The 16,772-nt window shown below is 71.3% G+C and carries 14 protein-coding genes; 6 read left to right on the forward strand and 8 right to left on the reverse strand.

Annotated features, from left to right (window positions below; all coding sequences use genetic code 11):
* Nucleotides 1-18 precede the first annotated feature (18 nt).
* The 5 genes from V1460_RS07610 to V1460_RS07630 are packed head-to-tail and all read left to right on the forward strand — an operon-like array spanning nt 19 to nt 5,571.
* Nucleotides 19-2,814 carry a nitrate- and nitrite sensing domain-containing protein gene (locus tag V1460_RS07610; RefSeq protein WP_338672909.1) on the forward strand — a complete coding sequence of 932 codons (2,796 nt, stop codon included), beginning with the start codon at nt 19-21 and terminating at the stop codon, nt 2,812-2,814.
* Nucleotides 2,780-3,259, forward strand: a complete 480-nt coding sequence (locus V1460_RS07615) for a roadblock/LC7 domain-containing protein (protein ID WP_338672910.1) — start codon at nt 2,780-2,782, stop codon at nt 3,257-3,259. The genes V1460_RS07610 and V1460_RS07615 overlap by 35 nt, the downstream gene beginning before the upstream one ends.
* Nucleotides 3,256-3,690 (forward strand): DUF742 domain-containing protein, encoded by a 435-nt coding sequence (locus tag V1460_RS07620; protein ID WP_338672912.1) that lies wholly within the window; start codon nt 3,256-3,258, stop codon nt 3,688-3,690. Before V1460_RS07615 ends, V1460_RS07620 begins: the two co-directional genes overlap by 4 nt.
* Complete coding sequence (locus tag V1460_RS07625; RefSeq protein WP_338672913.1) at nt 3,671-4,294, forward strand: ATP/GTP-binding protein; 624 nt, start codon at nt 3,671-3,673, stop codon at nt 4,292-4,294. The genes V1460_RS07620 and V1460_RS07625 overlap by 20 nt, the downstream gene beginning before the upstream one ends.
* A gap of 26 nt (nt 4,295-4,320) precedes the next feature.
* A complete protein-coding gene (locus V1460_RS07630; protein ID WP_338672914.1) occupies nt 4,321-5,571 on the forward strand; it encodes a styrene monooxygenase/indole monooxygenase family protein in 1,251 nt (416 codons plus the stop codon).
* Between the two features lie 154 nt (nt 5,572-5,725).
* Here the strand turns inward: V1460_RS07630 and V1460_RS07635 are convergent, their stop codons facing one another.
* From V1460_RS07635 to V1460_RS07660, 6 genes are all read right to left on the reverse strand, one after another.
* Nucleotides 5,726-6,322, reverse strand: coding sequence for a dihydrofolate reductase family protein (locus tag V1460_RS07635; protein ID WP_338672915.1), 597 nt, complete (start codon nt 6,320-6,322; stop codon nt 5,726-5,728).
* A 94-nt stretch (nt 6,323-6,416) separates the two neighbouring features.
* On the reverse strand, nt 6,417-7,568 hold the full coding sequence (locus V1460_RS07640) for an NlpC/P60 family protein (protein ID WP_338672917.1): 1,152 nt from the start codon (nt 7,566-7,568) through the stop codon (nt 6,417-6,419).
* A gap of 145 nt (nt 7,569-7,713) precedes the next feature.
* On the reverse strand, nt 7,714-10,335 hold the full coding sequence (locus tag V1460_RS07645) for a PQQ-binding-like beta-propeller repeat protein (protein ID WP_338672919.1): 2,622 nt from the start codon (nt 10,333-10,335) through the stop codon (nt 7,714-7,716).
* 48 nt (nt 10,336-10,383) lie between these two features.
* Nucleotides 10,384-10,662, reverse strand: a complete 279-nt coding sequence (locus V1460_RS07650) for a hypothetical protein (RefSeq protein ID WP_338672921.1) — start codon at nt 10,660-10,662, stop codon at nt 10,384-10,386.
* 10 nt (nt 10,663-10,672) lie between these two features.
* The gene (locus V1460_RS07655) at nt 10,673-11,428 is read right to left on the reverse strand and encodes a TetR/AcrR family transcriptional regulator (protein ID WP_338672923.1); all 756 of its coding nucleotides are present in this window, start codon (nt 11,426-11,428) and stop codon (nt 10,673-10,675) included.
* Nucleotides 11,429-11,534: 106 nt separating this feature from the next.
* A complete protein-coding gene (locus V1460_RS07660; RefSeq protein ID WP_338672925.1) occupies nt 11,535-12,473 on the reverse strand; it encodes a diiron oxygenase in 939 nt (312 codons plus the stop codon).
* A gap of 161 nt (nt 12,474-12,634) precedes the next feature.
* Here V1460_RS07660 and V1460_RS07665 point away from each other — a divergent pair, with 161 nt between their 5' ends.
* The gene (locus tag V1460_RS07665; RefSeq protein WP_407077420.1) at nt 12,635-13,738 is read left to right on the forward strand and encodes a ferritin-like domain-containing protein; all 1,104 of its coding nucleotides are present in this window, start codon (nt 12,635-12,637) and stop codon (nt 13,736-13,738) included.
* 128 nt (nt 13,739-13,866) lie between these two features.
* On the opposite strand, the gene V1460_RS07670 is transcribed toward V1460_RS07665, so the two are convergent.
* Both V1460_RS07670 and V1460_RS07675 read right to left on the reverse strand, forming a co-directional pair.
* Nucleotides 13,867-15,333: a penicillin-binding transpeptidase domain-containing protein gene (locus V1460_RS07670; RefSeq protein ID WP_338672926.1), complete on the reverse strand. Its 1,467-nt coding sequence runs from the start codon at nt 15,331-15,333 to the stop codon at nt 13,867-13,869.
* Nucleotides 15,330-16,751: an FtsW/RodA/SpoVE family cell cycle protein gene (locus V1460_RS07675; protein WP_338672928.1), complete on the reverse strand. Its 1,422-nt coding sequence runs from the start codon at nt 16,749-16,751 to the stop codon at nt 15,330-15,332. Before V1460_RS07675 ends, V1460_RS07670 begins: the two co-directional genes overlap by 4 nt.
* Nucleotides 16,752-16,772 lie beyond the last annotated feature (21 nt).

A 16,772-nucleotide genomic window follows, 5' to 3' on the forward strand; every position in this document is an offset into this window, starting at 1 on the left:
CCTCGGGGCACAAGCGGTATGCCCGGTACGGCATCGCCGGGTCAGTCGCCGGGTCAACCGGGCCGGGAAGCCGCCCCCGGGGCTCCCGCCACGCCCGAGACCTCTCAGGTCCGGCCCGAAAGCGCGTCCTCCGGATCCCTCCCGGGCGGCCGCCCCGTACGGGTCCGCCGAAGGCTCGTCGCAGGTGTCGCCGCCGTCTCCCTCACCGTGGTCGCCGCAGGGACCCCGGCCGTGCTCGCCGCATCCGCCGATCTGAACGACTCCCAGCGGCTGGTCACTCTCGCCGAACTGAACCGGCAGGCGGTCACGCTCGCCCACTCGCTTGCCGACGAGCGCGACGACCTCACCGCGTACATCGCCGCGGGCCGGGACGGGCAGGAGGGCGACAGGCAGCAGCACCGGCGGGTCTCCCAGAGCCGTAGCGCCCGCGTCGACCGGCAGATCGACGAGATCCGCCCCGGTGTGGCCGCCGAGCACGGTGAGTTGGCCCGCGACCTCGGCAGGGTGCCGTCCATCCGGCGTACCGCCCTGAGCGGCAAGGGCAGCGCCCTGGAGGCGCACCGGGCGTACACCCGCATCGTCGAAGCCCTGCACGCCCTCGCCGACGAGCTCGCCGAGCAGACCCCGCCGCGCGCCGCCGACGCGGTGCGCGCGCCCGCCGCACTCGGCCTCGCCGTGGAACAGGCGGCGGCGAGCCGCGGACTGCTGACCGCCGCGCTGTCCCTGCCGCTGCTCGAGGACGATGGCCCGGCCTTCGACCCTGTCACCGGCCTGCCCCTGGAGGACACGGGGAACGACCGGAACGACAAGGCCGCCAAAGCGACCGAAGCCGCCCGCGACGCCCTCAGCGGAGCCGCCCAGCAGGCCAGGGTGCGCGAGCTGGCAGCGCTCGCCGACTTCGGACAGGCCGCGCGCCCCGAAGCCAGGGAGCGGTTCGCGTCCACGGTCAGCGGCCCCGAGGTCAAGACCGCCGAGGAGTACCTCGCCCGCCTCACCGACCGGCCCGAACTCTCCGACAGCGATCTCGAACTCGCGAAGGACGCGGGGGACCGTGACAAGGTCGAGTCGGCGCTCTCCGCCCGTATCGAGCAGATGCGCGGAGTCGAGTCGGCGCTCGCCACCGCACAGGTCGAGCGGATCGGTCAGCTGCGCGACGACGACGTCACCGCCCTGGAACTGCGTATCGCACTTCTCGGCGGTTGTCTGCTGATCGCCGTCGGCATCAGCGCGGCGGTCGCCCGTACGCTGACCCGCCCGCTCGCGGTGCTGCGCATCGGCGCTGCCCGGCTCGCTGCCGCGCCCGCCCCGGAGTCCGAGGAACCGGTCCGCTTCACCGGCCGCAACGACGAGTTCGCCCAGGTGGTGCGGAGCCTCAACACGCTCCATGGCAAGCTCGCCGACCTCGCGGCGCGGACCGTGCGGCTGGACTCCTCCCGGGAGGACCTGACGGAGGCCCGCGGGCAGCTGTCCGCCCAGCGCACCGAGCTCCGGACCCGTACGGCCGAGCTGACCGCTGAGCTGGAGCGGCTGCGCGAGCTGGTCAACCACACCTTCGTGAACCTCTCGTTGCGGACCCTCGGGCTGGTCGAGCGGCAGCTCGGCGTCATCGAGAAGCTGGAGCAGCGCGAGCAGGACACCGAGCGGCTCGCCACCCTCTTCAAGCTGGACCACATGGCGACCGTCATGCGCCGCCACAGCGAGAACCTGCTCGTGCTGGCAGGCGCCGAGCACGGAAACGCCCACCCGGGTCCCGTACCGCTGGTCGACGTCATGCGCGCGGCCGTCAGTGAGATCGAGCGCTACGAACGCGTCACCATCCGGTCGCTGCCACCGCACACACAGGTGGCCGGGTTCGCCGCCGACGACCTCAGCCATCTGGTCGCCGAACTGCTGGAGAACGCCACGTCCTTCTCGCCGCCCGACGCACAGGTCCAGCTGTCCGGCTGGCTGCTGGAGAGCGGCGAGGTGATGCTCTCCATCCAGGACGCGGGCATCGGCATCACCCCGGAGCGGCTCGCCGAGCTCAACGCCCGGCTCGAGGCGGACGATCCGCGTGCCACAGCCGCGGGGGACGGGGAAGGACTCGGCCTGCGGGTCGCGGCGCTGCTTGCCCGCCGACACGGTGTCCGCGTGGAGTTGCGGGAACAGAAGCAGGGCGGCACCACCGCGGTGGTGGTCCTCCCCGAGGCCGTGCTGCCGACGGCGCCGCCCACCGCGGCCCCGCAGTCGGCGCCCGTACCGGGGGCGGCGCCCACGCTGAACCTCCCGGGTTCAGTGGCCGAGGCCAACTCGAACGCCCTGCCGGCGCGCCGTACGGAGGTACCACGGCCGGCGTCCGAGCCGGAGCCGGAGGCTGCCGAGGGCAGCGCCGAGACCACCCTCCGATTCCGCCTTCCCAGGCCGCCATCAGAGCCGGACACCCACGATCGGGCAGACCACGTCGCCGATGAGGCGCCCGACATGGACGCCCCGACCGCGGCGGACGGTCCGGATGACGCGGACGACGCGCGGGAACCGGTCACGGACAAGGGCCTGCCCAAGCGCACACCCAAGCTCGTCACCCAGCCCGCCGCACCCCGCGGGCCCGGTGGTTCCGTGGACGCGGAGGAGCTGCGCCGCCGCCTCGGCGGCTTCCAGCAGGGCGCGAAGGAAGGCCGCCGGGATGTGGCGGCGGAGCTTTCGGCGGTGGAAGACCTGTACGAGAGCCGACATCGGATCGACCAGCACCAGACCGAGGAAGAGCACAAGCCGGGGGGACCACCGAGGAGGAGGCACGACGTTGACCGCGACCGGCACATTCGGGCTGAGCAGTGAGGCCCGCAACCTGCAATGGCTGTTGGGTAACCTGGTCGAGGAGGTGCCGGGAGTGCGATCCGTCGCCGTCGTGTCGTCGGACGGACTCCTGCTGCTGTCGTCCGACCCCGCGCACGCCGCTCCCACGGATACCCCCCGCCCGCGGAGTCCGCGCGGCTCCAGCGCGGACCTCGCCACCATCGTCTCGGGCATCGGCAGCCTCACCATCGGTGCGTCCCAGCTGATGGACGGCGGCGCGGTGAAGCAGAGCATGGTCGCGATGGAGGACGGCAGCCTCTTCGTGATGTCCGTCAGCGACGGTTCGCTACTCGGCGTGCACGCGGCCCCCGACTGCGACATGAGCGTCGTCGCTTACCACATGGCGTTGTTCGTCGGGCGGGCCGGACACGTCCTGACGCCCGAAGTCCGCAGCGAACTGCGCAAGTCGGTGGAGGGCGTCCGGTGACGCCCTCCACCGGACTGGCGCCCCGGCTTCCCGTACGCGGCGAGGGCAAGCGCCCCGCACGGGTGCGCCCGTACTCGCTCACCGGTGGCCGCACCCGCTTCGGCCATGTGCTGCTGGTCGAGACGTTCGTCGCCACGCTCGACCCGGCCGAACGCGCGCTTCCGGCCGGGAAGACCCGCAGGGAGCTGCCGAACGGCACTCTCGCCAACCGGGTGATGCCGGAGATGCGGGCCATCGTGGAGCTGTGCCGCCGGATGCGTACGGTAGCCGAGATCGCGGCCATGCTGAGGATGCCGTTGGGCGTGGTCCGGGTGCTGCTCAGCGATCTCGCGGACCAGGGAAAGATCCGTGTGTACGGGACCGGGCACGGCACCGGTCACCCGGACCGCGCACTGCTTGAAAGGGTGCTGAGTGGACTCCGCCGTCTGTGAACTCCCCATCGCGGTGGAGGACGAGAACGTACAGTCCTGGCAGAACGACCGCAGCCGAGCCCCGATCGCCACCAAGATCGTGGTGGCGGGCGGCTTCGGTGTCGGCAAGACCACCTTCGTCGGTTCGGTCTCCGAGATCACCCCGCTGCGGACCGAGGCGCTGATGACCCGAGCCGGGGAGGCGACCGACGATCTCAGCGCGACGCCGGACAAGCACACCACGACCGTCGCGATGGACTACGGCCGCATCACGCTCGAAGACGACCTGGTGCTGTACCTCTTCGGCACCCCGGGCCAGCAGCGCTTCTGGTTCATGTGGGACGACCTGGTGCGCGGGGCGATCGGCGCCGTGGTGCTGGCCGACACACGGCGGCTCAAGGACTGCTTCCCCGCACTCGACTACGTCGAGAGCTGCGGGCTGCCGTATGCCGTGGCCGTCAACCACTTCGAGGGAACTCCCGCCTACGAGGCGGAGGATGTCAGGGAGGCCCTGAGCATCCCTTCGGACATCCCGGTGGTCATCATGGACGCGCGCCAGCGGATCACAGTGATCGAGTCGCTGCTCGCACTGCTGCGCCATGCGCTCGATGTCACACCCGATTGATTCTGCCCGTCAACGAAAGAGCGGCCATGCGGAAGATCCTCATCGTCGGTGCCGGCCAGTCCGGACTCCAGCTCGCCCTCGGTCTGCAGGCGCAGAACTACGACGTCACACTCATGTCCAACCGGACTGCGGACGAGATCCTCTCGGGCCGGGTCATGTCCACCCAGTGCATGTTCGACACGGCCCTCCGACATGAGCGCGACCTCCAGCTCGGCTTCTGGGAGTCCCAGGCCCCGAGCATCGACGGCCTCGGCGTCTCCGTCGCCGGGCCCGATGCCGCCCGGGTCATCGACTGGGTGGGCATGCTCGACGGCCACGCCCAGTCCGTGGACCAGCGGGTGAAGATGGCCGGCTGGATGGACACGTTCGCCCAGCGCGGCGGCCGGCTCGTCATCCATGGCGCCGCCGTCTCCGACCTGGACTACTTCTCGCGCACCTACGATCTGGTGCTGGTCGCGGCGGGCAAGGGCGAGCTGGTCTCCATGTTCGCCCGCGACGCCGCCCGTTCGCCCTACACCGAGCCGCAGCGCGCCCTCGCCGTCTCCTACGTCCACGGCCTCGCCCCGCGTCCGGAGCACCCCGACTTCGACGCGGTCCGCTGCAATGTCGTGCCCGGCGTCGGCGAGCTCTTCGTGATGCCGACCCTCACCACCTCCGGCCGCGCCGACATCCTCTTCTGGGAGGGCGTCCCCGGCGGTCCGCTCGACGTCTTCCAGGGCGTCAAGGACCCGGCGGAGCATGTGGCGCTCACGCTGGAGCTGATGGAGACCTTCACCCCGTGGGAGTACGCCCGGGCCACGAAGGTGGAACTCACCGATGCCGGTGGGACCTTGGCCGGACGCTACGCCCCGACCGTCCGCCATCCCATCGGCCGGCTCCCCGGTGGCGGACTCGTACTCGGCGTCGCCGATGTCGTCGTCGCCAACGACCCGATCACCGGCCAGGGAGCCAACTCGGCCGCCAAGTGCGCCGCATCCTATCTGGCGTCGATCACCGAGCACGGGGACCGCCCCTTCGACGAGGCGTGGATGCAGTCCGCGTTCGACCGCTACTGGGCCACCGCCCGGCACGCCACCAAGTGGACCAACGCGATGCTGGCCCCGCCGCCGGAGCACGTACTCGACCTGCTCGGTGCCGCTGGTGAACTCCCGCCTGTGGCAGCCCGGTTCGCCAACGGTTTCAACGACCCGGCGGACTTCGAGGACTACTTCTACGACCCGGAGAAGACGGCGGCCTACCTGGGCGAGGTCGCGGGCGCCGACGCGGCGCAGGCCTGACACGAGCGGACGTTCCACTCGGCTTTTTCCGTGTGCCTCCGAGGCCACGGGAAGGAGAGACCGGTCGGTGAGAGCGCGGAAGGGGGCCGGAGCCGGACCCCGGAGGCCATGCTCCGCGGAGGCGCCCGTCGCGCGGGAGGCGCGTCCCGCCGAGCTACCCCCCGGTCACCGCACGGTATGTGCACACCTGGGTACCCGTGGGACTGGTCACCGCCGACACCAGCTCCAGTGTGTGGCGGGTGCCGCCTGCCGGGAAGATCGTCTTTCCGCCGCCGAGCAGCAGCGGCATGATCATCAGTCGGAGTTCGTCGACCAGGCCCTCCTCCAGAAGCGTCCGCGCGAGCGTCGGGCTGCCCATCACCAGCAGGTCGCGGCCCTCCGTCGCGCGGAGTTCCGCGATACGGGCAAGGGCCTCATCGCCGGGAATCCGGCGGGTGTTCACCCAGGTCAGGCGGTCCTCGCCCAGGCTGCTGGAGACGACGTACTTGGGGATGGCGTTCATCCGGTCGGCGAACGGGTCGCCCGCACGCCCGGGCCAGGCGGCGGCCATGTTCTGCCAGGTGCGGCGGCCGAACAGCAGGGCGTCGGCGCCGGTCAGCGCGGCGTCGAACGCGCCGCCGACCACCTCCGGGTCGAAGAACGGATGCGACCAGCCGCCGTGGGTGAAGCCGCCGTCGGTGTCCTCGTTCGGGCCGCCAGGGGCCTGCACGACACCGTCGAGACTCATGAACTCACTGATCACGATGCGCATGGGGACTTGCTCCTGTTCCTCGCTCCAGGGTGGGCGGCACCGGTGAAGACCGGTGCGCCGCGCGAAAGTCATCGCGCGGCGCCGGACTTCCGGCTCAGGGCGCCGTGGCGGAGGCGTACCCGTTGTCCGAGCCCGCCCTCGCGTGCTTCGGGAGCATAGGCGGCGCGTATGACAGCAGCGGGCCGCTCGCCGGGTCCGGGCGGACGGCCCCCAGGACGGGGTTGGCGGCGATGGGGGACACCTTCACCCGGGTGCCGGGCCGAGGCGCCTGCACCACCAGGCCGTTGCCCAGGTACATCGCCACATGGGTGGCCTTGGGGAAGTAGATCACCAGATCGCCGGGGCGCAGCGCGCCCAGCGGGACTCTGCTCAGCCGCGCCCACTGCTCCTGGCTGGTGCGGGGGATGGGGCGACCCGCGGTGGCCCAGGCCCGTGATGTGAGGCCCGAGCAGTCGAACCCGTACGGCCCCGTCGCGCCCCAGACATACGGCCTGCCGATCTGGTGTACCGCGTACTCGACCGCCAAGCCGCCCATCCGGGACGGCTTCCGCGTGCTCGCGCCCAGCGCGCCCGACTCCAGAAGTCTGCGTTGGGCCTCGTCCGTCTCGGACTGCTCCAGCCGCTCCAACTGGGTGCGTTCGACGGCGGAGAGCCTGGCGAGCAGCGCCTGCGCCGACTCCAACCTCTCCTGAAGCCTGTCGTGTTGCCTGCGCTGGCGGTCGGCGAGCGACCGCTTGACGGTGAGTGCCACGCGGGAGCGGGCGGCGAGATCGTCCGCGCGCAGCTCGCTGTTCCTGAGACGGGCGATGGTGGCGGCGCTGCCGCTGCTCGCCCGTTCGATCAAGTGCCTTTCGTCCAGAGCCTGCTGAGGGTCGCGTGCGAGCAGTAGTCCGAGGTAGGCGGAGAGCTCCGATTCGCCCCGGTACTGGCGGCGGGCGAGGCGGCCCGCTTCGTCGCGGCTCTCGTTCAGCGCGCTGCGCGCCTGGCGGAGTGCGAGTTGGAGCCGTCTGGTCTCGGCGCGCTGGACCACCAGCCGCTCGGCGGTCGTGTGGTAAGCCTCACCCGCCTCCTCCGCCTGCCGGTACAGGTCCCGGAGTACGGGGAGCAGTTCGCGTACGGTGCGCGGCTCTGCCGGACCGTCCGGCACGGCCGCGGCAGGCCCCGCCGCGAGCGCTGTCACGGACACGACGGCGATCGCCGAGGCGAGCGCCGTGGTCCGGAGCGTGCGCAGCAGTCTGTCTGGCATCCGTTCACCTCCCGTTGGTCACGGGAGGGATGATGCTGCGACTGGCTCCTGTCGGGCGTGAGGCTGGCCGCGCCACGCGGGTCCACCACCCGAGCACCCCAAGTAGGTTTGTCGTATGGATGGATGATCGCGGATGGCGCCGGGGCTACTGGCCGAGGGGCAGCGCGTACAAGGTTGTGTCCCGCCAGAGCACCGCCGTGTCCCCGGCGACGATCCCGCGGTAGCGGCCCGACTTCGTGGGCCGGTCGGCCGAACCCGCGGACTGGAACTTCCACAGCCGCCGGCCGTCCCGCGTGCTGAACGCCGTCACCTGGTTCTCCTCCAGCGTCAGCGCCGTCCCGGCGGACAGCAGCAGGCGCGGCCGCCCGCTCCCGCTCGCTTCCGTGGAACGGGACCAGCGGATCTTGCCTGTCGCCGTCTCCAGGGCGTACAGATCGTGGTCGTCGGTGCCCAGGTAGAGCGTCCCGTCCTGGATGACGCCCTTGCCGAAGCCGCCGCCCTTGTTGGCACCCGGAGTGGCGGGGCCGAACGCCTGCCACATGCTCTTGCCGCTGGTCGTGTCGAATGCCTGGAGGTCGTTGCGGACCGGTGCGTACACCCGGCCCGATGCGTCGCCGACGACGGTGGCCTCGTCGCTGACCCCCACGAGGTACTTGCTCCACACACGCTGCCCGGACTTGCGGTCGTGCAGCGAGAACAGGGCCAGGCCCTTGCTCGCCTTCGTCTGCTGCTGCGTCAGGGAATCGCTGTCCTGCCGTACGAGGATGCCGTCGGGCATCACGGCGACTGCCTGGTACTCGGGCAGGGCACTGCGCGAACGCCCGTTCGGGACCTGGGAGCGCCAGAGTTCCTTCTTGGCCTTCATGTCGTACGCGAACAGATACGTGGCCGCGCCCACGGTGCCGCTGAACCACACGACCGAGCCCTCGAAACCGGCGATGGCGGTGACGTGCCCGGGAGCGGTCGAGGTCGATTCGACGGCGCCGTCGTCCGCAGAGAGCCAGATGAACTCGGTCGGGCCGACCACGAACACACTGTCGCCCACGAGCACGGGAGCGAACGCGGCACGGCCACGCGACTGCGTCCACAGATGGCGACCGGTGCGCAGGTCCACCCCTGTGCACTGGTGCGCCTCGGCGAGTACCAGCACCCGGTTGCGCCAGACGACGGGCTCGACGGATTCCTCGCCCGAGTGCTGGTACGACCACAGCGGGGCGGGCGGCGCACCCGGGACGGTGCGGGGCTTCGATGATCCCGTGCCATCGGATTCCTTCGAGAAGCCGCTCGCGGCGCCGAATCCGATGCCCCCACCCAGCAGCAGGCCCGCCGTACCCGCCACGCCGGCGGCCACGAACACGCGCCGGCGCGCATCGGCCCGGGCCGCCAGGACGGAGGCAGTGACAGTGGACCTGGGGGCGGATGCCATGGAGTCGCCACCGGTGCCGAACGGCGAGGCGGAGGCGGCGGCCGCCGTCGGGAGCAGATAGTCGTTGGCTTCGGCCGGGGACGGGGTCCGCGCCGCCGGGAACAGCGGTGCGGTGGCGCCCTGGTCGCCGGGGCCCTCAACGCCGGGGTGTCCGTGACCCGGAAGCGGGGCGGCCGTACCCGTGCCGCCGATGCCCGAAGGCGCGGGTCCCTCAAGGCTTGCGAATCCGGGCGGCGCGGGCGTGCCGGGGGCAGGTGGCGCCGCCTGGGGACCGGGGCCGGCCGGGGCGAACGGCCCGCCCGACAGCGGGTGCTGGGCGGCTCCCCGCACATCCACGTCCGGTGCCGCGCCGGGTACGCCGTTCCATGCCGTGCCGGACGCACCGCTCTGCGCCGTGCCACGAGGGCCGCGTCGTACGCCGTCCTGCTCCCCGGCCCCGGACACCGCTGCGGCCTGCGTGGCCAGCGCTGCGGTGACCGGTTCCGGCAGCCAGCCCTCCGTGACCAGAGCCGCCGCGCCCGCCAGGGACAGGGCGGCGGCCACCGCGCCGGCCGTGGGGCGCTGCGCCGCGTTCCAGGACAGGCAGTCGGCCACCAGGCCGCGCAACGCCTCCGGAACGCCCTGCAGTTCGGCGGCGTCGAACGTCCCGTTCCATGCTCCGTCCTGCGCGAGCCCCGGGGCCCTGCCCGTCGCCGCGTAGGCCAGCAGCAGGCCCAGCGCGAAGATGTCGGCCGGGGTGCCGGGCCGGTCGCCCGAAAGCTGCTCCGGTGAGGGGCAGACTGGGTGGGTGGACAGCCGGCCGTCGTCACCCGCCTCGACATGAGCGGCGGAGCCGAGCGCACCGAAGGCCGTGAGGAGGGGGCCGCCAGCAGACAGAAGAACCGTTTCGGCATTCAGTGCGTGCAGCACCGTGCCGGTCGCATGGGCTCGCGAGAGGGTCTCAGCCAGCCCTGCGCCCAGGGTGCGCACCGCGTGCTCCGGGAGCGGGCCCGCAAGGGCGACGGCCTCGGCCACACTCACGGCAGGCACATAGGGCCACGCCGTCCACAGCTGTGGCGCGTTCGCGTTCCCGCTCGCGTCGTCCGCGGCCGAGGCACCCGCGCGCGGCGGCACCCAGCTGCCGGCGAGCCGATCCGCGGTGCGGACCTCGTCCTCGAAGCACTGCCGGAATTCGGGCAGCGCGGCGAGCTCCGGCCGGGCGAGCGAGACGACGACGGGCGCGTCCGCGCCGCCGTCTGCGCGGTGCGCGAGGTACCGCACCGCGCTCGCGCTCTCGCGTAGTCGAGCGAAGGCGGCGAACGGGCCGATGCGGCGCGGATCATCCTGCTGAAGCGGCTTCATCGGCGAGTTCCCCCATGGTGGCGCCGTGCTGATTGGGACATGACGATCCTAGGGGGCGTCGCGTTCCGGTTTGGACCAGGGCCATTTGATCCGGCGGCGCTCGCGGCCCTCGGGCGCGTACTCGTACTTCCAGCCGCGCGGCAGCGCGAGCCGCTTGGTATGGCCCGCCGGGACCCTGCGGTAGGCGTGCACGGTGGGCTGCCCACCCGCGTCGTCCGGCACGGGCACCTCGTACCACAGCGGGGGGTTGCCGGTCGGGCCGACGAGGACGGGCAGCACCCGGCCGTCGAGCGGCCCGCCGACGAAGGGGGTGTTCTCGCTTCTCACCCCTCCAGTGTCACAGCAGGTGTGCCGCGTCGCCCACGATGGGCAGCAGTCGCCGCCCCAGTGTCCCCGCCCTGCCCGACGCGTCCTCCAGCGCCAGGAGCTTTCTGACCACGCCCGCTGCCTCCTCGTCGGATGCCGCCGTCACCGCCAGCAGCCCGAGCAGGTGGTCGATGAGCCAGTCGCACAGCCGGTCGGCCGGCTGGCGTTCCTCTTCGTCCAGCCAGATCAGCGAGGCCGCCTCCACCGACGCGATCCAGGTGCGGACCATCATCCGTACCCGCGGGCCCGGGCCGGGCAGCACCCCGAGGTGCACCAGGATCTGCTCGGCGGCGGCACGGCGTACCTCGTCCACGATCGCGTGGGCGCGGGAGGTCGCGGCGACGCTGCCGCCGCGCAGCAGGGCGCTGAATCCGGCGTCGTGCTGCGCGACGAAGTCGAGGTAGCGGTCGAGCACCCGGCCGAGTCGCTCGGTGGGCGGCCCGGTCGGCGGCTCGGCGAAGCAGAGCACGAGGGCGTCGGCCGAGCTGCGTAGCGCCGCCTCGTACAACTGCTGCTTGCCACCCGGGAAGTAGCGGTACACCAGTGGCCGGGACACTCCGGCCACCTCCGCCACGTCGTCCAGCGACACGTCTTCCGGCGCCCGGTGTGCGAACAGTGTGAGGGCGGCACCCAGCAGTTGGCTGCGGCGCTCCTCCACGCTCAGCCTCCGGTAGGCGCGGGTCTCCGCGGGAGCACTCGGAGCGCTCTGGGCACTGGGAGTGGTCATACCGGCAGCGTAACCGGCGACGCGGGATCCTGGGGGCGGCCTTCAGACGCTTCGGTCCCTTCTGGCCCTTCGCGCCGATCGGGTCCCGTCGGCTGCCGGCCCGGCGTCATCGGGCGAGCAGTCCCGAGCTCTGCCACAGCCTGCGGCCCACCCCGCGCAGTACGCCGATGTCGTCCAGGAAGTCCGTGAGCCGTTTGGCCCCGGTCTGCATCACCTCGCGGCGATGGCCGCTCGCCTTGACCTGGGCCACGGCCGTGCGGCGGTCCAGGCCGACGTTCTCGTACACCCCGGGGTTGACGAAGCAGATGGAGAAGATCCGTGCCGCCTCGCCGCAGCCGACCCGGGTGAGCTCCTGCTCCCAGCGTGGGGCGGTCACCATCTGGCGGCGCAACTCCTCGCGTGCGTAGCGCACATGGCGGGCCTCCTCGACCACATGGATACGGGTCACCCCGCGTACCAGGGGCTGTATCCGCTCATCGGGGAAGGTGAGCCGCTGCATCCAGTCCAGGATCTCCTCGCCGAGCAGGGTCGCGGCGAACGAGCCGGGGGTGGTCGAGGTGGTCTTCATGACGCGGGCGAGGTTGTGGTAGGCCCGCGGTACCTGGTAGGCCGGGGTGCCGCCCTTCTGGATCAGCCTCGCGAACATCATGGAGTGGCGACACTCGTCCGCGATCTCGGTGAGTGCATAGCGCACGTGGTTGCTGGTCACGGGCTTGTCGTAGATGTGCCGCACCAGCAGCTGCATCAGGATGATCTCGAACCAGATGCCGAGCGAGGCAAGCGAGGCCGACTCGTGCCGGGCCAGCTCCATCCGCTGCTCTTCGGACATCCGCTTCCACAACGGGGTGCCGTACAGGGACACCAGCTCAGGCGGCCAGAACCACTTGCCGTTCTCGAACGGAGCCTCCCAGTCCAGCTCCTTGTCCGGGTCGAAGGAGTGCTTGGACGAGGACTCGAGCAGGCGTGCGGCGACCTGTTCGCGGTCCCTGAGCGGGCCGAGGGCGTCGCGGAGGAGTGTGATGTCGCGTGGGGTCACCATCGTCATGGCCTTTATGAGACTGCGTGTCAGTAAAGTCGTCAATCCCTTGCGTGGGACTTGTTGACCCGGCGTCTACCAACGTGTGAGCCTGCCGGAAGACGTCAGACAGACCGTCAGGCGGTCAACGGGACATGCCGGGCGGTCAACGGACTGCGAAGGAGCTGTTCGTGCCGACACGTGACTTCTACACCAACACCCCTGACGATATGGCCTGGTCCGTCCCCGCGTCCGGCTCCGCCCGCTTCACCTGGGAATACGACGACGGCCGAGACCGCCTGCTCGCCCTGTACCAGAAGGGCAAGGACAAGCAGTGGGACGGCGCCAAGCGGATCGACTGGGACCTGGAAGTGGACCCGTACGACCCGCTCGGTACCCCGGACGAAGCCCTCAGCCTCTACGGCACCCGCCACTGGCCGAAGATGACCGAGAAGGACAAGGGCGAGCTGCGGCGCAACTACACCGCCTGGCAGTTCAGTCAGTTCCTGCACGGCGAGCAGGGCGCGATGGTCTGTGCGGCCCGGATCGTCGAGTCGGCCCCCGACCTCGACGCCAAGTTCTACTCCGCGACCCAGACCATGGACGAGGCCAGGCACGCGGAGGTCTACGGGCGGTTCCTGCACGAGAAGATCGGCATGCTCTACCCGATCAACGACAACCTCCAGGCCCTGCTCGGCGACACCCTCCGCGACTCGCGATGGGACATGCCCTATCTGGGCATGCAGGTCCTCATCGAGGGCCTGGCACTGGCCGCGTTCGGCATGATCCGCGACACCACGGACAAGCCGCTGCCCAAGCAGATCCTGGCGTATGTGATGCAGGACGAGGCAAGGCATGTCGCCTTCGGGCGGATGGCGCTGCGCGACTACTACAAGCAACTGACGGACGCGGAACTGCGCGAGCGCGAGGAGTTCGTCATCGAGGGGTGCTATCTGATGCGGGACCGCATCAGGGGCATCGAGGTGCTGGAGGACTTCGGTGTCTCGCGCAAGGAGGCCGAGGAGTACACCGAGCAGTCGGAGTTCCTGCACCTCTTCAGGAAGCTGCTCTTCAGCCGGATCGTGCCGTGTGTGAAGGACATCGGGCTGTGGGGCGAGCGGCTCCAGCGGGCTTATGTCGACATGGGGGTGTTCGAGCTCGGCGACTCCAACCTGGACCTGCTGATGAGCCAGGACGAGCAGGTGGCGGAGGAGCTGGACAAGGAGCGCTTCGCGGCTGAGGAGGCGGCGCGGGTGGCGGAGGTGCGGCAGGCGATCGCCGAGGGCGGGGACTGACCGGGCGTTTTACGGCGTGCGCCGCGACCGGCCGGGGGCGCCCGCGGGGCGCCGGACGTCGCGGATGCCGGGTGCGGCTGTCGGCACGGCCCACCCGGTCGCGGCGGTGCCGGGGGAAGCGGCCGGGCTCAGCCACCGCGCCCCTTCAGCGCCGCCTCGATCACCACCTTCGCGATCGGCGCCGCGTCTCCACCCCCGCTGATGTCCTCGCGGTTCGCCTCCGCGTCCTCGACCACCACCGCCAGGGCGATCGCCGGGCGGCTCGCCTCCCGCTGCTGTGCCCAGGCGATGAACCAGGCGTACGGCACACCGGCGTTGGCCACGCCGTGCTGTGCCGTGCCCGTCTTGCCGCCCACCCGGACCCCGGGGACCGCGGCGCGTCGGCCGCCGCCCTTCTCGACCGCCTGGATCATCAGGCGCTGGAGGACCTGCGCGGTGACCGGGTTCATGGGGCGCTGGTACGTGCGGGGGAGCGCGGCGCTCACGGTGCGGCCGCCCCGGGTCGTGACGCGGTCCACCAGGTACGGGCGGACCAGCTCGCCTCCGTTTGCGACGGCCGCCGCGACCATCGCCATCTGAAGGGGGGTGGCGGCCGTATCGAACTGGCCGATGGAGGACAGCGCGAGCTGGTCCGGGCCCATCTCGCGGTCGAAGGTGGAGGCGGCGACCCGGGCCGGGATCCGCAGACCGGCGTCGTTGAAACCGAACTTCTCAGCCGTCTCCCGCATCCGGTGCAGGCCCACCCTCACCCCCAGGTGCGCCATCACCGTGTTGCAGGAGTAGCGGAGGGCATACGACAGCGAGGCGCGGTCGCAGCGCGGTGCCCGGTTCGGGAGGCGGGTGCGGGTGCCGGGGAGGATGTACGGGTCGCGGGCGTCCGTCGCGGCGTTCGGGTCGGTGACGATCCGGGCGTCCAGCGCCGCGGCCGCCGTCACGATCTTGAAGGCCGATCCGGGCGGATAGGTCTGGCGGATGGCGCGGTTGAGCATCGGGCGGTCGGGGGACGTGTTCAGTCGCCGCCAGGCGGCGACCACCGCCGGGCTGTTCCCCGACAGCAGGGCGGGATCGTACGAGGGGCTGCTGACCAGCGCCAGGATCCTGCCGGTCGACGGTTCCAGCGCGGCGACCGCGCCGCGCCGCCCGGCGAGTCCCTGGTACGCCGCTCGCTGTACGGACGCCCGGATCGTGGTGACGATCTTGCCGCCGGGCTGCCGCGAGCGGGTGAGGTCGTTCCACAACGGGAGCGGGGCGAGCAGCGGGTCCGTTCCGGCCAGGGTCTCGTCCTCGGTGTGTTCGAGCAGCGTGGTGCCGTACAGCTGGGAGGAGTAGCCGGTGACCGGCGCGTACAGCGGCCCGTCGTGGTAGGTGCGCTCGTATCGCAGCTGCTGCCGGGTGTCCTTGCTGCCGGTGACCGTCCGGCCGCCGACCACGATGTCGCCGCGCGGATCGGCGTAACGGGCGATGAGAGGACGGCGGTTGGCCGGGTTCTCGCGGAGTTCGCCGGCCTGGAGCAGTTGCAGCCGTACGACGTTGACCAGCAGTGCCGCCAGCATCACCAGGCACAGCGTCGCGGCGCGCCGGATGTAGCGGGTCATCGGCCGCTCCCTGGTGCGGTGGTCATCTCGGCCAGAGTGGGGGAGTCGGTGCCCTCGCCGTCGGAGGGCTGGGCGCGGGCCGAGTCGCTGACCCGGATCAGCAGTGCCACGATGATCCAGTTGGTGACGACCGACGAACCGCCCTGGGCCAGGAACGGCATGGCCATTCCGGTGAGTGGGATCAAGCCGGTCACTCCGCCCGCGATGACGAATACCTGGACGGCGATGATCGAGGCGAGACCGATGGCGAGCAGCCGCCCGAAGGAATCGCGCAGGGCGAGCCCCGCGCGGTAGCCGCGGGCCACCAGCAGCCCGTAGAGCAGGATCAGTGCGCTCAGCCCGATCAGCCCGAGTTCCTCGCCCGCCGTCGCCAGGATGAAGTCCGACTTTGCGGCGAAACCGATCAGGGTCGAGTGCCCGGCGCCGAGCCCGGTGCCCTGCATCCCGCCCGCGGCGAAGGAGAACAGTGACTGGGCCAGCTGACTCGGCCCCAGGCCCGCGTCGATGGAGGCGAACGGGGCCAGCCATTCCTGGACCCGTACGCGCACATGGGGTTCGAACGCTCCGACAGCGAAGGCGCCCACCCCGGCGAGCAGCAGGCCCACGGCGATCCAGCCGGTGCGTCCGGTCGCGACGTACAGCATGATCACGAAGAGTCCGAAGAACAGCGACGAGGTGCCGAGGTCCCGTTCCAGCGCCAGCACGGCGACGCTGAGCAGCCAGATGGTGACGATCGGGCCGAGCACCCGGCCGGTGGGGAACTGGAGCCTCCAGACGCGGCGCCCGGTATAGGCGAGCGCGTTGCGATTGGCGGCGAGGTACGCGGCGAAGAACACGGCGAGCAGGATCTTCGCGAACTCGCTCGGCTGGAAGGAAAAACCGCCGAACCGGATCCAGATCCGCGCTCCGTTCACGGGTGGGAAGAGGATCGGCAGCATCATCAGGGCCAGGGCGGCGGCGACCGAGACATAGGCGTAGCGCTGGAGGAGGCGGTGGTCGCGCAGTGCCAGCACCACTCCGATGAAGAGGGCCACTCCCAGTGTCGACCACACCAACTGCGCGGGGGCGGCACGGTCTCCGGGGGTCTCCAGATCGAGCCGGTAGATCAGGACCAGGCCGAGGCCGTTGAGGAGGACCGCGATCGGCAGCAGCAGGGGGTCCGCGTACGGAGCGCGAAAGCGCACGGCGAGATGGGCGAACAGCGCCAGCAGGCCGAGTCCGGCGCCGTAGGCTGCGGCGTCGGGCGGGACGGCTCCGGACCGGGTGAGGCCGACGGCCGTGTAGCCGTACACGCAGATGAGGACGGCGCTGACGAGGAGCGAGAGCTCGACCCCGCGCCGCTTCGGCATCCGAAGTGCGGGCGGTGCGGGCGGTGGTGGCGGGACTGGCGAGGGAGCGTCCGCTGCCGGTGCGGTCATGACCGGCAACGTAGCAAGCGG

This window comes from Streptomyces sp. SCSIO 30461, from assembly GCF_037023745.1.
Taxonomy (GTDB): Bacteria; Actinomycetota; Actinomycetes; order Streptomycetales; family Streptomycetaceae; genus Streptomyces.

What these genes read in the sequence shown, in the direction of transcription:
- V1460_RS07610 (WP_338672909.1), top strand. Translation starts at nt 19, where the DNA reads ATGCCCGGTACGGCATCGCCGGGTCAGTCGCCGGGTCAACCGGGCCGG.
- V1460_RS07630 (WP_338672914.1), top strand. Translation starts at nt 4,321, where the DNA reads ATGCGGAAGATCCTCATCGTCGGTGCCGGCCAGTCCGGACTCCAGCTC.
- V1460_RS07635 (WP_338672915.1), bottom strand. Translation starts at nt 6,322, where the DNA reads ATGCGCATCGTGATCAGTGAGTTCATGAGTCTCGACGGTGTCGTGCAG.
- V1460_RS07640 (WP_338672917.1), bottom strand. Translation starts at nt 7,568, where the DNA reads ATGCCAGACAGACTGCTGCGCACGCTCCGGACCACGGCGCTCGCCTCG.
- V1460_RS07645 (WP_338672919.1), bottom strand. Translation starts at nt 10,335, where the DNA reads ATGAAGCCGCTTCAGCAGGATGATCCGCGCCGCATCGGCCCGTTCGCC.
- V1460_RS07655 (WP_338672923.1), bottom strand. Translation starts at nt 11,428, where the DNA reads ATGACCACTCCCAGTGCCCAGAGCGCTCCGAGTGCTCCCGCGGAGACC.
- V1460_RS07660 (WP_338672925.1), bottom strand. Translation starts at nt 12,473, where the DNA reads ATGACGATGGTGACCCCACGCGACATCACACTCCTCCGCGACGCCCTC.
- V1460_RS07670 (WP_338672926.1), bottom strand. Translation starts at nt 15,333, where the DNA reads ATGACCCGCTACATCCGGCGCGCCGCGACGCTGTGCCTGGTGATGCTG.
- V1460_RS07675 (WP_338672928.1), bottom strand. Translation starts at nt 16,751, where the DNA reads ATGACCGCACCGGCAGCGGACGCTCCCTCGCCAGTCCCGCCACCACCG.